Annotated in this window: 15 protein-coding genes; 3 read left to right on the forward strand and 12 right to left on the reverse strand. The window is 72.6% G+C overall.

Annotated features, from left to right (window positions below):
• Nucleotides 1–85: 85 nt before the first annotated feature.
• Nucleotides 86–706, forward strand: coding sequence for a lysozyme (locus ABZX10_RS06005; protein ID WP_355535768.1), 621 nt, complete (start codon nt 86–88; stop codon nt 704–706).
• A gap of 75 nt (nt 707–781) precedes the next feature.
• On the opposite strand, the gene ABZX10_RS06010 is transcribed toward ABZX10_RS06005, so the two are convergent.
• Nucleotides 782–1345, reverse strand: a complete 564-nt coding sequence (locus tag ABZX10_RS06010) for an NAD(P)H-dependent oxidoreductase (RefSeq protein ID WP_355535771.1) — start codon at nt 1343–1345, stop codon at nt 782–784.
• A gap of 211 nt (nt 1346–1556) precedes the next feature.
• On the opposite strand from ABZX10_RS06010, the gene ABZX10_RS06015 reads away from it, so the two are divergent.
• Nucleotides 1557–1823 carry a type II toxin-antitoxin system Phd/YefM family antitoxin gene (locus tag ABZX10_RS06015; protein WP_355535774.1) on the forward strand — a complete coding sequence of 89 codons (267 nt, stop codon included), beginning with the start codon at nt 1557–1559 and terminating at the stop codon, nt 1821–1823.
• Nucleotides 1820–2230, forward strand: a complete 411-nt coding sequence (locus tag ABZX10_RS06020) for a type II toxin-antitoxin system VapC family toxin (RefSeq protein WP_355535777.1) — start codon at nt 1820–1822, stop codon at nt 2228–2230. The genes ABZX10_RS06015 and ABZX10_RS06020 overlap by 4 nt, the downstream gene beginning before the upstream one ends.
• Nucleotides 2231–2343: 113 nt before the next feature.
• Here ABZX10_RS06020 and ABZX10_RS06025 read toward each other — a convergent pair whose 3' ends face one another.
• From ABZX10_RS06025 to ABZX10_RS06075, 11 genes are all read right to left on the reverse strand, one after another.
• On the reverse strand, nt 2344–2760 hold the full coding sequence (locus ABZX10_RS06025) for a hypothetical protein (protein ID WP_355535780.1): 417 nt from the start codon (nt 2758–2760) through the stop codon (nt 2344–2346).
• 43 nt (nt 2761–2803) lie between these two features.
• Nucleotides 2804–3031, reverse strand: coding sequence for a hypothetical protein (locus ABZX10_RS06030; protein ID WP_355535783.1), 228 nt, complete (start codon nt 3029–3031; stop codon nt 2804–2806).
• 4 nt (nt 3032–3035) lie between these two features.
• Nucleotides 3036–4847 (reverse strand): acetyl/propionyl/methylcrotonyl-CoA carboxylase subunit alpha, encoded by a 1812-nt coding sequence (locus ABZX10_RS06035; protein WP_355535786.1) that lies wholly within the window; start codon nt 4845–4847, stop codon nt 3036–3038.
• A gap of 126 nt (nt 4848–4973) precedes the next feature.
• The gene (locus ABZX10_RS06040; protein ID WP_355535789.1) at nt 4974–6461 is read right to left on the reverse strand and encodes a condensation domain-containing protein; all 1488 of its coding nucleotides are present in this window, start codon (nt 6459–6461) and stop codon (nt 4974–4976) included.
• Between the two features lie 18 nt (nt 6462–6479).
• Nucleotides 6480–6896, reverse strand: coding sequence for a SufE family protein (locus tag ABZX10_RS06045; protein ID WP_355535792.1), 417 nt, complete (start codon nt 6894–6896; stop codon nt 6480–6482).
• Nucleotides 6893–7792, reverse strand: coding sequence for a sulfurtransferase (locus ABZX10_RS06050; protein ID WP_355535795.1), 900 nt, complete (start codon nt 7790–7792; stop codon nt 6893–6895). Before ABZX10_RS06050 ends, ABZX10_RS06045 begins: the two co-directional genes overlap by 4 nt.
• Nucleotides 7793–7802: 10 nt before the next feature.
• The gene (locus tag ABZX10_RS06055; protein ID WP_355535798.1) at nt 7803–9071 is read right to left on the reverse strand and encodes a hypothetical protein; all 1269 of its coding nucleotides are present in this window, start codon (nt 9069–9071) and stop codon (nt 7803–7805) included.
• Nucleotides 9068–10315: an acyltransferase gene (locus ABZX10_RS06060; RefSeq protein ID WP_355535801.1), complete on the reverse strand. Its 1248-nt coding sequence runs from the start codon at nt 10313–10315 to the stop codon at nt 9068–9070. Before ABZX10_RS06060 ends, ABZX10_RS06055 begins: the two co-directional genes overlap by 4 nt.
• A 1-nt stretch (nt 10316) precedes the next feature.
• A complete protein-coding gene (locus tag ABZX10_RS06065) occupies nt 10317–11699 on the reverse strand; it encodes a glycosyltransferase (RefSeq protein WP_355535804.1) in 1383 nt (460 codons plus the stop codon).
• A complete protein-coding gene (locus ABZX10_RS06070) occupies nt 11696–12403 on the reverse strand; it encodes a VC0807 family protein (RefSeq protein WP_355535807.1) in 708 nt (235 codons plus the stop codon). Before ABZX10_RS06070 ends, ABZX10_RS06065 begins: the two co-directional genes overlap by 4 nt.
• Nucleotides 12400–13686, reverse strand: a complete 1287-nt coding sequence (locus ABZX10_RS06075) for an acyltransferase (RefSeq protein WP_355535810.1) — start codon at nt 13684–13686, stop codon at nt 12400–12402. Before ABZX10_RS06075 ends, ABZX10_RS06070 begins: the two co-directional genes overlap by 4 nt.
• Nucleotides 13687–13696: the final 10 nt, after the last annotated feature.

Raw genomic sequence — 13696 nt, forward strand, 5'->3', positions numbered from 1 at the left:
CACACCGACACGCCCTGTTGCAGTCGTTGTCTGTGTTACTGATGTGGTTCATGATGAACGGGAGGTAAGAGCCGAAGGAGCAGGTATGGCTACGCACATCTTCTCGAACGATCACCGTCGCGCCTGGTTCCGGGGCGTCGTCGCCGCGGCGGCCATCGCGGTCGGCATCAGCGGCGGCGTGGCCGCCGTCGCGCGGGCCGATCAGCAGGTGGGGCGGTACCTCGTGAAGGGGCAGATCGAGGTCTCCTACTTCGCCACCGGTGGCACCCCGACCTGGGGTGTCCCGCTGATCCCCGAGACCAACGCCGGCCGCGGCGGCAAGTTCCAGACCTTCAAGAACCAGGCTTCGTTCTACTGGCACCCCGCGGCGGACGGCGGCAATGCGCACGAGATCGGCGGCGCGATCCGCGCCAAGTGGGGTGAGAATCGCTGGGAGAACGGCCCGCTCGGATACCCGATCACCGACGAGCTGCAGGCGCGCGGCCCGTTCAACGCCGTGACCGGCGCGATGAACGCCTTCCAGGGCGGCGTTATCTACTGGTCGCCGGCGAGCGGCGCCTGGCCGGTGTGGGGCGAGATCCTGGTGAAGTGGAGCTCCGCCAAGCGCGAGTCCGGCACGTACGGCTACCCGACGGGGCCGGAGATCCGCTCCGCGACCGGCACCTACTCGCAGACCTTCCAGCGCGGCGTCATCAGCTGGCCCTGAGACCGCGCGCGCTGAGCCCTGCGCGCACTGATCCCCCGGATCCGCCATCGCGGGCCGGGGGATCGGCGTCTCCGGTCAGCGCGCAGCGGCGGCCAGGTGACGCTCGGTGGCGGCGGTGAGCTCGTCCAGCAGGGCGGCGAGCTCGGCCGGGCGGCGGTCGATCGGCGCGAAGTTCCCCTCGCCGTCGAAGTCGGTGAACAGGCCAAGGCTGACCTGTGCGCGGGCGTCGACCATCGAGAAGTTCGCCGTGATCTGGCGCCAGTGCTCGACCGCGCGCACGCCGCCGTCGGCGCCGTAGGCCACGAAGCCCACGGTCTTGCCGGCCCACTCCGGGCCGATCGAATCGAAGGCGTTCTTGAAGGCGCCGGGGACGGAGTGGTTGTACTCCGGGGTGACGAAGACGAAGCCGTCCTGCGCGTCGATCGCCTCGCCCCAGGCCGTCACCGCGGCGCTGTCGTACTGACGGTTGGCGGCACCGGGCACGGTGGCCGAGGTCAGGAGCGGGACGTCGAACTCCTTGAGGTCGAGCACGGTGACCTCGACGCCCTCGCGTGCCCCCGCCGCGGCGGCGACCCACTGGCCGACCTGCTCCGCCTTGCGGCCGTCGCGGATGGAACCTTCGATGATGCCGATCTTCATGTGCGTCCTTTCGACGAGTGTCCGCCCCGTCCGGGCGTCGCTTTCCACGTTAGCGTAGCGGACCACGGTCCGCTATCTGAGGGTGTTCGCCACCGCCGGTCGTGTGAGGTTTCCGCGGGGAGTCGTCACGTAATCGGGGGTTGCAACCCGCGGTGGCGCCTGGTCGGGATTCAGTCTGGACTGTCTGGATAGAAATCGGTATTCTGCGCGCATGCGGGAGTGGCAGGTGCAGGAGGCCAAGCAGCGGCTCAGTGAGTTGCTGCGCGCGGTCGGGGAGGGGGAGCCGCAGGTGATCACCCGGCACGGGAATCCGATCGCGGTCGTCGTGGACATCGAGGAGTTCCGGGCTACGCACGGACGAGACCGGAAGCCGTCGTTCCGGGAGTTCCTGCTCGCTGCTCCCCGAGAGTTCGACGATCTTGAGATTCCGGAGCGAGTGGTGGAAGCGGATCGCACCGAGGGACTGTTCGACGAGTGACGCGATTCCTACTGGACACCAACGTGATCTCCGAACTGGTCAGGGCCAGGCCGAACGCCGCCCTGCTCGAGTGGATGGGTGGTTCCGCTGAGGCCGACTACATCAGCGTGCTGACGATCGGTGAAGTGCGGAAAGGTGAGCGGAAGCTGGCGATGCGCGACCCGGCGCGGGCGGATCGCTTCGCCGCGTGGATCGGCGAGGTCGAGATGCAGTACGGTGCCCGCATCCTCGACGTAGACGCCGCCGTCGCTCATCGGTGGGGAGAGCTCTCCGCGGCGGGGCGCACGCTGCCGATCGTGGACGCGCTCATCGCAGCGACGGCACTCGCCCACGACCTCACACTGGTCACCCGCAATGTCGCGGATTTCGACGGCACGGGCGTGAAGACCGTGAACCCGTTCGGGTAGCGGCACAGTGGCGGGCATGAGTGACGACGATCCGGTGCTCGCCCACGTCGGCCCCCGCCTGCGGGCCGTCCGCTCTCGCGGCTCGAGGGCGGCCTGCGCACCGTCAGCGGCCGCTATTCGCCGCCGAGCCCGGTGACCTTCTTGAGCTGATTGACGCCGGGCAACTTGCCGACGCCCCGCTCCACCCCGCGTTGCACGTCGCTGAGCTTGCCGGTGACCTCGACGAGCGGGGGGAGCACGGCGTCGAGGGTGTTGAGCGCGGGATCCGCGACGGCCGTGAGCCGCTCGACGCGGTCGATCACGTTGTTCGCCCGCTCGATCATGTCGGCCATCGCGAGCATCACCTTCGGCAGCTCGGCGATGAGCTCGATGGTGTCGGGTGGGATGGTGCTGAGCTTGCCGACGCTGGTGACGGTGCGGCCGGTGTTGTCCATCGCGCGACCGGCGGCGGACCGCACGGAGTCGACGAGGTCGTTGACCGATTCGCTGATGCTGGGTGGGGCCTTCGGGGGCTCCGGCTTTCTCGCCATGCGATGATCATCGCCCGTCGCGCCGCCGCGCACGGGGATTTGGCTACAGCGACGCGCCGAACCGCTCGACCGCGGCGCGCGCCGTCCGCAGGCCCTCGCTGTCCGGCCCGTCGACGGTGATCGCACCGGACGGGTGCAGGACGACCTCGCCGATCGAGTCGCCGGTGGTGTTGACGCGGACGGCCCAGGTGTAGGCCTCGTCGGCCAGCCAGGCGTCGGGGCGCAGTTCCGTGAGGTACCACGCCCCGACGTTCAGGCCGACGGGATCCACGCGATCAGGCCTCGTCGGACTTGATCTCGAGTAGGACGGTGCCCTGCGTGACCGCGGTGCCCGGCTCCACGGCCAGGCCGGTGACGACGCCGTCCTTGTGCGCGGCGACGGGGTTCTCCATCTTCATGGCCTCGAGGACCACGACCAGATCGCCCGCGCTGACCTGCTGACCGTCCTCGACGGCGACCTTGACGACGGTGCCCTGCATGGGCGCCGTGACCGAGTCGCCCGTCGCGGCCACGCCCGCGCCGCGGTCCCGCGTGCGGGGCTTGGGCTTGCGGCGGATGACGCCGGCGCCACCCGCGGCACCGCCGCCACCGCCGAGCGACAGCTCGCCCGGCAGGGAGACCTCGACGCGGCGACCGTCGACGACGACCACGACGTTCTGGCGCGGAAGGGCGTCGTCCTCCTCGATGGGCTGGCCACCGGTGTAGGGCTCGATCGGGTTCTCCCAATCGGTCTCGATCCACTTCGTGTAGACCTCGAAGCCGTTCTCATCCCCGATGAAGGCGGGGTTGGACACGATGTGGCGGTGGAACGGGAGGACCGTGGCGAGCCCCTCGACCTCGAACTCGGCCAGCGCCCGCCGCGAGCGCTCCAGCGCCTCCTCGCGGGTCGCGCCGGTCACGATGAGCTTGGCGAGCATCGAGTCGAACTGGCCGCCGATGACGTCGCCCTGGTCCACGCCGGAGTCGACGCGCACACCGGGGCCGGTGGGCTCGCGGTAGACGCTGATCGGGCCGGGGGCGGGGAGGAAGCCGCGGCCGGCGTCCTCGCCGTTGATGCGGAACTCGAAGCTGTGACCGCGGGGAGTGGGATCCTCCGTGATCGTCAGCTCCTTGCCCTCGGCGATGCGGAACTGCTGGCGCACGAGGTCGATGCCCGCGGTCTCCTCGGTGACCGGGTGCTCGACCTGGAGGCGGGTGTTGACCTCGAGGAAGCTGACCAGGCCGTCGGCGGCGACGAGGAACTCGACGGTGCCGGCGCCGTAGTAGCCCGCCTCGCGGCAGATGCGCTTGGCCGACTCGTGGATGGCGGTGCGCTGCTCGGTGGTGAGGAAGGGCGCGGGCGCCTCCTCGACCAGCTTCTGGAAGCGGCGCTGCAGCGAGCAGTCGCGCGTACCGGCGACCACGACGTTGCCGTGCTGGTCGGCGATGACCTGGGCCTCGACGTGCCGGGCCTTGTCGAGGTAGCGCTCGACGAAGCACTCGCCGCGGCCGAAGGCGGCGACGGCCTCGCGGGTGGCCGACTCGAACAGCTCGGGGATCTCCTCGATGGTGTACGCGACCTTCATGCCGCGGCCGCCGCCGCCGAACGCCGCCTTGATGGCGACGGGCACGCCGTACTCCTTCGCGAACGCGACGACCTCGTCGGCACCGGAGACCGGGTCCTTGGTGCCGGGCGCCATCGGCGCGTTCGCGCGCTCGGCGATGTGCCGGGCGGTCACCTTGTCGCCCAGGTCGCGGATGGAGGCCGGCGACGGGCCGATCCAGGTCAGCCCCGCGTCGATGACGGCCTGCGCGAAGTCGGCGTTCTCCGAGAGGAAGCCGTAGCCGGGGTGGATCGCGTCGGCGCCCGACTTCTTCGCGGCGTCGAGGATCTTGTCGAAGACCAGGTAGGACTCGGCCGAGGTCTGCCCGCCCAGAGCGAAGGCCTCGTCGGCCAGGCGCACGAACTTCGCCTGGGCGTCGGGCTCCGCGTACACGGCGACGCTGGTCAGGCCGGCGTCCCGGGCGGCGCGGATGACACGGACGGCGATCTCACCGCGGTTGGCGATGAGCACCTTCTCGATCTTCTTGTCAGCGTGGGCTGCCACTCAAGTCTCCTCGTTCCCTGGGCGAGCGCGGGCGCGTCGCCGTCGTTGTCCCGTCGGGGCTCAAACTCCTGACGAGTGTATGCCTACTCACTTGTTGCGAAGCCGACAGTCCCCGGTCGGTTTCGGTTACCCACGAGTAACGCCGGCGTCGCCGATCTCGGTCAGCATCGAACGTAGCGCCCCGAGGTACAGCGTCACACTCCGGCGCGCTGTTTCGAAGCCCGGGAACCGCGCAGCCACGTGCAGACCCGACGGCGTGCGCAGCATCCACAGGTAGACGTCCTCGATGGAGTAGTCGCGCGACCGCAGGGCCGCGGCGCCGCCGGCGTCGTTGAGCGCGGAGCCGGGGGCGGATCGGGTGTCCATGAAGGAGACGACGAACCGCGGCGGCGGTGCCGCCGGTCGTTGCTGTGGCGGAACCCGCGAGCCATCGGGCAGGTCGGCGAGGATCTCGGCGATGCGCAGATAGGGCAGGGTGCTGCCCGCCTTCGACAGCTTCCATTCGCTCTGCGCGCGTTGCGCCAGCTCGCCGAAGGTGCGTGCGCCGGTGGTGTCCAGCCGGAACGGGGCGATGCCGACGAACCAGCCGAGCGCGGCGATCCACTGCTCGGCATCGCGGGTGTGCCGGGTGACGGCGCAGCGGAACACCGGGCCGAAGCCGAGGTCGGTGTTGATCTTGGCCATGCCCGCGAGCACACCGGTGACCAGCGATGCGCCGGACTCGGAGCATACGCGGGCGAAGTTGTTGGCCCGCTCGTCGTCGAGCAGGTGGAAGTTCAGAGCGGCCTGCGGCAGCCGCGGCACGCCGTCGGGATCGCGACTGAGGGCTGCGCGGGTCTCGTCGGCCAGGACCTTCGCGCTGATCGGCAGCAGGGGCATGGGGAAGGGGTCCGGCCGGAACCCCGTCTCGCTGAGGTACTGGTTCCACATCCGCGCGGCGGGATGCCCGGCGTCCGCACGGTCGGCGACCTGCCGGTCCGTGTCCGAGTAGTTCACGTAGCTGCCGGTGGGGAGGAGTCGCGCGGGGTCCGCGCCGACCGCCTCCTGGTAGAGCTCGCGCAGCTCGTGGGGGGTCAGGATGAGCGAGTAGCCGTCCAGCAGCGAGTGGTCCGCGGCGAAGAACAGCGTGAACGAGTCGTCCCGCGACACCGTCGAGAACATGTACGCGGGCCAGGTCAGCGGGGCCGTGGAGCGGTCGAACTCGCCCAGCAGCTGTTCGACGAGCGGCCCGGTGGACCGGTACGTGCCCACCGTCCGTACGCGCAGGTCGACGGTGGCCGGCTGCGCGCTCCGGCGGAACGGCGCACCGTCGTCATCGAGGAAGACGTGGGTGCGCAGCACCTCGTGCCGGTCGATCCACGCCCGCAGCGCGGTGCGCAGCCCCGGGATGGACAGCGGCTCGTCGAACTCGATGCCGATGCCCAGCCAGGACTCGCGGCCCCCGTCGATGTGCCGGCGCCGCAGGATCGCCTGCGCGCCGCGCAGGTGCGCCTCGTGGACGTGCGAGGTGCCGCGCGGGTCGTCGCGCCAGCGCGCCGCGGGTCCCGTCGTCGGGGTCCAGTTACGGAGTTCCCCCGGGCGCAGCGGGTACGCGTCCAGCTCGGTGAATTGCATGGGGGACTTCCGGCAGGGCTAGGCGGCGAGGCGTCGTTTGATGCGCGCCAGCATCGCCGACATCCCGCGCAGGCGCAAGGGGCTGACCACGGAATCGAGGCCGAGAGCGTGGTAGAAGTCGTCGGGGACGGCGGCGATCGCCGCGGCGGACTGGCCGTCGAGTCCCTGCGCGAGGATCGACGCGAACCCGCGCGTGGTCGGCGCCTCGGGCGGCGCGCTGAAGTACAGCCGGACCGCCTCGCGGTCGGTGAGGTCGACGTCGAGGAACAGCGGCGACTGGCACTCCGGCACCGGCTCCATCGCCGCCGCCGTCAGGTGCGCCGGGAGCTCCGGCAGCTCGCGCGAGAACTCCAGAAGCAGCTCGAGCCGGTCCTGCTCGCCGACGCCGGCGAAGTCGTCGACGATGTCCGCGAGGGGCTGCGGGAGCCCGCTCATGAGCCTGCGGTCGGGGCCGTGCCCGGCTCCTCGCCGCGGACGATGGGCGCCCGCACCGTGTTGCCCCACTCGGTCCAGGAACCGTCGTAGTTGCGGACATCGGAGAACCCGAGGAGGTGCGTGAGGACGAACCAGGTGTGGCTCGAACGCTCGCCGATCCGGCAGTACGCCGTCACGGGTGCGTGCGGGTCCAGTCCGCCGTAGACCTCGAGGAGGTCGGCGTGCGGCAGGAACCGGCCGTCCTGCCGGGCCGCCTTCGCCCACGGGATCGACACCGCGGAGGGGATGTGCCCGCCGCGCAGGGCGCCCTCCTCCGGGTAGTCGGGCATGTGGGTGCGCTCACCGGTGTACTCCTGCGGAGAGCGCACGTCGACGAGGGCGCGGCGGCCGAGGTCGGCGCGGACCTCGTCCGCGAAGGCGCGGATCACCGAGTCGTCGCGCTCCACGACGGGGTAGTCGCTGCGCGGGTACTCCGGCTGCTCCAGCGAGACATCGCGCGCATCGCTGATCCACAGGTCCCGGCCGCCGTCGAGCAGGCGGACGTCCGGATGGCCGAACAGCGTGAACACCCACAGCGCGTAGGCGGCCCACCAGTTCGACTTGTCGCCGTAGATGACCACCGTGTCGTCGCGGCTGATGCCCTTGCTGCGCATCAGTTCCGCGAACTGCTCACCGGTGATGTAGTCGCGCGTCACGGGGTCGTTGAGGTGCAGATGCCAGTCGACTTTCTGCGCCGTCGGGATGTGCCCGATGTCGTAGAGGAGCACGTCCTCGTCGGACTCGATCACCTTGAGGCCGGGGACACCGAGGTGCCCGCTCAGCCAGTCCGCGGTGACGAGGCGCTCGGGGTGTGCGTAGTCCTGCAGTTCCGCGCTCGGATCGGTCTCGATAGCCACGCCCGTCAGCCTAGCCCCCGTGCGCGACCGCCCGCGCGACGACGCCGCGCAGGTCGGCGGCCGCGGCGAGGTTGGTCGCGGCGAACACGGTGGTCTCCTCGTCGGTGCCGGTCCACCCGACGTACAGGTGGGCGGGACGGTCCGCCGCGGCCCGGCCCGGCAGCGCGGACCACGCGAGCCGGAACCACGTGCGGTCCGCGGCGCTGCCGTCGGGCGCGCGGACGGGTGGGGGCAGGGCGCCGACGCCGGCGCAGGTGGTCACCGGTCGCGTCGGATCGGGCGCCGCGTCGACCAGCGCGGCCAGTGTGCGGCGGGGCAGGAGGGGGAGCAGCGGGCCGAAGGCGTCGTAGCGCCCGGCGTCCGGGAGTGCGCCGAGCACTCCCTTGACGTCGGCGCGGAGGGCGACCACGCCGTCGGGGCCCGCGGCGGGGTCGACGACGACCTCCGCGTCGACGATCGCGTTGCCGCGCAGGTCGCCCTCACCGCGCCGGTTCACGGACAGTCCGAGTACGGCCTGCCCGTCGGGGCGGACCCAGCCGAGTTCGGCGGCGATCCTCGCGGCGGCCCGGAACAGGAGGGTGGATTCGGTGCCGCCGAGCGCGGCCGCGCGGGCCGCGAGACCGGCGCGGTCGACGTGCGCCACGGCCCAGCGGTCGGGTCCGACGGGGTGCTCGCGTGCCGGCCCGTCGTGTTCGAGGCGCCCCCGGGCGAGCCGGGTCGCCGTCGCCGCGGCCCGCACCGCGGCGGGCAGCTCGCGGGCCGCCAGGGCGGCGTCCCGTCGGGCGGCGGTGAGCGGGGCGGCGGCCTCGCGCGGGTAGGGCAGGCCGCGCGCAGTGCCCAGCGCGGCCTCCGCGACCGCGGTCGCGGTGCCGACCCCGTCGGCGAGGACGTGCGAGACCACCAGCGTGACGGCGGACCCGCCGTCCGTGAGTGGCAGCACCGCGAGGTGCCAGCCCGGCCCGGACCACGGATCGATCGGGGCGGCGGCGCGCTCGTCGAGCCACGCGTCGATCGCCTCCCGCGGGCGCGCAGCCGCCTCGACCGCGATCCGCGGGGCGGCGGTGGTGGCCACCCAGCGGTCGCGCCCGAAGGGCAGCGGCGAGTAGGCGATCCGCCGGCCCAGCAACCCTGTGGTGAGCGCCGTCCGGAACCGCTCCAGGCCGGACAGGTCGACGCCGCGGTCGTAGGTCCACACCACCTGGATGAGCGAATTGCGGCCCGTGGCGCGGGTGGCCGAGGCCGCTCCCTGGTCGACGAGCGCGAGTAGGTCGGCCGTCATGCGGCGGCCCCGGCCCCGACCAGGCCGGCCGCGATCCGGTCCCGGATCCGCCGGGCGGCACCGGGGGCGAGCGTGCCGGGTGCGTGCCGCAGTTCGATCGACAGCCGTCCGTCGAAGGTCAGCGCGTGGTGGTGCAGCCCCACGAGTGGGGCCAGCGCCTCGGGCGGCGCGCCGTGCACGAGGGCGCGGACCCGCTCGATGTCGACCTCCGAGCTGGTGTGGAAGTCCAGCGCGACGACGTCGTCCGGGGTCGACGGTGCCGGGACCGCTCCGATGTTGCTCAGCCGCACGGGAACCCCGCCGGTCACCGTCACCGGCGCCGAGCCGGCGAGGGCGGCCGCGACGGTGCCGTCCGCGAGGTCGGCGTGCAGCCGCTCGAGGACGGCGCGGCCGATCTCCTCGGGCGCCGTGTCACCCCGCACCGCGACGGGCACCGTCGACGATCCCGCGAAGTTGGTGACCGCCGCTGCGGGGACGGCGGGCTCGGCGCGGGCCCGGAGGTCGACGGGGCTGAACACGGCGAGCGGGACGGCCTCGTCGGCCGGCCGGTCGAGCTCGGCGCGTTCCGCTGCGACGATGATCCCGGCGAGGAGGCCGTGGACGCTCAGGCCCGCCTCCTTTGCCCGACGCCGCAGTGCGCCGGTCGCCGCTGCGTCGAGGCGGATCCGGTCGAAGGCGAAGTCCCCGGCGTCGACATCGGCGGCGGCGGGCACGGCCGCGGTGGGGAGCACCTCGACGACGGAGGACGCCGGTGGTGCGCCCGCCGCGAGGCGATCCGCCAGATCCGTCGGGGCGGCGGGGAGGTCGGCCGGATCCGCGGGCTCGGCACCCGAGTACAGCTCCCACAGCCGCAGGTTCAGGTACAGCGCGTGCGCGCCGTCGGCGACGGCGTGGCTCACGCCCAGCGTGACCCGGTGCAGGTCGCCGTCCGAGACCAGCTGCACCGCCGCGACGGCGTGCTCGGCGTCGATCCCCAGGCGGACGTCGCCCGGCGTGAAGGGGCGCAGTTCCACCGTGATCGGTGCCGCCTCCGCAGTCGGAGGATCGTCGGGGGCGACCAGGTCGAAACCGAAGGCGTGGGCCTGGATGCGCCCCGCGAGCACCGGGAACTCCCGACGGAGCGAAGCGAAGGCGCCGGCCAGCCGGTCCGCCTCGATCGGGCCGCGGACGGTGAAGCTGCCGCTGGAAGTGGTGCCGGTGACGACGTACGGGATCTCGAGCGGGGTCAGTGAGCGCGAGGGCATCTCACACCTCCAGTCCGGCGAGGGAGGCGACCGTCGCGGTGTCGAAGTCGACGGTGACGGGTTCTGACAGCGCTGCCACGACGCGTACGTCCACCCCGTCGTCCTCGGCGATCGACTCGATGATCGTCGCGGCCCGGCGGGCGGGGATGTCGCCGAGGTCGATGAGCGACGAGATCCGCTGCGCCCGGCGGCGGGTGGCGGGATCGAGGAGCACGTCGAAGGCGGCGTGCAGCCGCTCCGGGGTCACGCTGCGCATCGGCAGGCACGCGCCGACGCCGAGGTCGGCGACCCGGGCGCCCCAGAAGGGCTGATCGGCGAGCACCGGGCAGATCAGCGTGGGCAGGCCCGCCCGCAGGGACGCCGCGGTGGTGCCCGCGCCGCCGTGGTGGACGGCGGCCGCGCAGTGCGGCAGCACCTCGGCGTGGACCACCTCGTCGACGACCCGGACGTGATCGCCGAGGTCGGCGCCCACCAGGTCGCTCCAGCCCGCCACGACGAGGCCCCGTCGACCGCGCTCGGCGCAGACCCGCGCGAAGGTCCGCGCCATGCCGTCCGGATCCGCGATCCGCATGCTGCCGAAGCCCCAGTAGATCGGGGCGTCGCCGTCGCGCAGCCACTGCATCAGGTCGGCGTCGGTGCGCTTGCGTTCACCCTGGCGCAGCCAGGCGTCGGCGGGGACCTCCGGGAAGCCCAGCATCGGCCGGGTGCGGCTGAACTCGGGCACCAGAGCGGGGGTCAGGGCGGCGTCGTAGAGCTGCAGGTCGACGATCTCGTGCGCATCGCGGTTCTTCGCGCGCCGCGACCGGTAGGGGGCCTCGCCCACCGACATCCGGTGGTAGTTCACCGCCGCCCGCACGTGGGTCCACGTGAAGGAGTCGCCGAGCGTCCAGGTCGCGCGTTTGACCATGCGGGGCGACCGGGACAGGACATCGCTGGTCAGGCCCGCCGGGGTGTACTGCGTCATCGGGTAGACGCTGTTGACGGTGCCCGGGAAGAACCGGTAGCTGATGATGCTCGCGCCGCTGCGCCGGGTGATCGGGAGCGCGAAATCGACGGCGTCCGAATGGGTCAGCACCACGTCGGCGTCCAGGCACACGGCCTCCGTCTCCCGGGAGATGGTGGCGATGTTGCGCACCAGCCACCGGCCGTAGGCCCGCATCCGCTCGACGGGGCGGTGGATCACCTCGCGGTAGTCGTCGTCGTAGTCGGGCACGCCGTCGTTGAGCCGGTGGGCGTCCAGACCCGCCGACCGGATCAGCGCGACCAGCGGGTCGCCCATGGCGGCGATGGTCACCTCGTGCCCGCGGGCGCGGAGCGCGAGACCGATCGCGATCGTCGGTTGGACGTCGCCACGGCTGCCCATGGCGAGGATGCAGACCTTCATGTCGGAGAAGTCCTTTCGGCGGTCGGCCGGAGCTCGGTTCGGGGGGCGACGGTGTCGTCGTCGATGGCGGCCAGCGACGCGCGCACCGGGCGCAGGAGCAGCAGCGTCAGCGGCAGGACCGGCACGGCGATCAGCAGCGGGATCAGCTGACACGCGACCACCGCGTAGTCGATCGGCAGGCTCAGGGCGGCGGTGACCGACGCTGTGGTGCTGAGGACGACCGCGAGCAGCCACAGCGGGTCCACGACGCGCATCGCGCGGACGCACCGGCGTTCCACCCGCACCCGGTGGTTCCACCGCTGCGCGCGGGCCGCATCGCCGCGGACCGTCAGCCGCATCATCAGCGTCGCGACCGCCGGCCGCCGCAGCACCAGACCCGCGCCGATCGCGGCGGCCATGAGGCCACCGATCCCCGTCTCCACTAGGAGGATCACCCGGGGACTGCCCGAGATCGCGGCGGCCGTGATGGACGAGGCGAGGAGCATGAGGGTGAACAGCTCCAGCGGATCGGCGGCGCGCCGCACCATCGAGCGGGCCAGGATCCGGACCGCCACCAGCGCGGTGCCGGTGACGAGGGCGATCAGTTGCCCCACGCCGAACAGGTAGCGCAGCGCCATGTACACGCCCAACTGCAGGCCGACGTCGACGAGCAGCGCCACCGGCGGTGCCGGAGGCGACTCGGTGTCGGCGAGGGGGATGGTCATGCGGCGGTGCCGATCTCGAGCAGCGCGTGCACACCGTCCTCGACCCGGTCCAGGAGCCGGAGGCGGACGGCACCGTCGAGCGTGTCGGGCAGGGCACGCAATTCGATCGACAGCCGGCCGCCGAAGGTGGAGACCAGGTACGAGGTGCCGATCGGCACGGCGGGAGTGCCGTCGCCGACGTGTCCCGCGGCGTATTCGCGGATGCCGGCGGCGCTCCGCACGATCTGCGCGTGGAAGTCGCGGACCTCGAGCCCGGCGGGCGTGAGGGGATCGGGCACCGCGCCGAGGTTGCTGATGAGCACGGGCGGGCCGTGCCGACGGGTCCGCGGGTCGGGCATCGGGCTCACGGCGGTCCGCAGGACGGTGCCGTCGCGCACGTCCGCGCGGATCCGGTCCGACACCGTCCGCGCGATGTCGGCAGCGGGGGCGTCGGCGACCGCGACATAGGAGAAGCCGCACAGCGCGGTCACCGACCGCAGCGGGATGGGCGGGTCGACGCGGCCGCGGAAGTCGACGGGGGTGAGCAGCGCCACCGTCGCGTCCTCCGCGCATTCGGCGAGCTCGGCGCGGGCGATGATGCCGCTGACGAGTGCGTGGGTGGAGACGCCGTGGGCGCGGGCGGCGGCGTCGAGCGCGGTGGTCTCGCCGGGCCCGAAGCGGGTCCGCAGCGCGTCGTCGACATCGGGCCCGGGCTCGTCGGGGAACTCTGCCGGAACGGCCCCGTGCCAGACGGTGCCCGCCAGGCGCTCCTCGTAGTCCAGTTCCGCGGGCAGGTGTCCCCGCTCCGCCATCACCCGGTGCGGCTCGGCGGGGAAGTCCCCGGCGCGCCGTACGATCGGCGTCGCGCCGCTCGCCAGCGCGGTGTACAGCTCGAACAACCGGGACGCGATCGCGACGATGCCGGAGCCGTCGGTCGCGGCGTGGCTGGCCCAGAGGGTCAGCCGGTAGTCGTCCCCGATCCCGGTCAGCGTCAGCGCCGCGAGCTGGTCGGCGCCGACGAACCAGGGCGGCGTCTGGGCGTAGCCGGTCCAGGGCGCCGCGCTGTCGCGGAAACCGATGGCGGCGGCCACCGTCGGGTCGCCCGGGGCGAAGTGCGGGCGGCCCTTGACATCCACGATCCGCGCCGCCAACACGGGGTACTCCTCCAGCAGCGCCGCGAACGCCGACCGGAGCGCCGTGACGTCGACGACGCCCCGCAGCGCATACGACGTACCGATCACCTCGCGCGAGGCGGGCCGGACGAAGGACGCCTCGGAGAAGGTGAGTGCGCGGTGGTTCTGCATGAGCGGCTCC

The organism is Tsukamurella sp. NPDC003166 (assembly GCF_040611135.1).
Lineage (GTDB): Bacteria > Actinomycetota > Actinomycetes > Mycobacteriales > Mycobacteriaceae > Tsukamurella.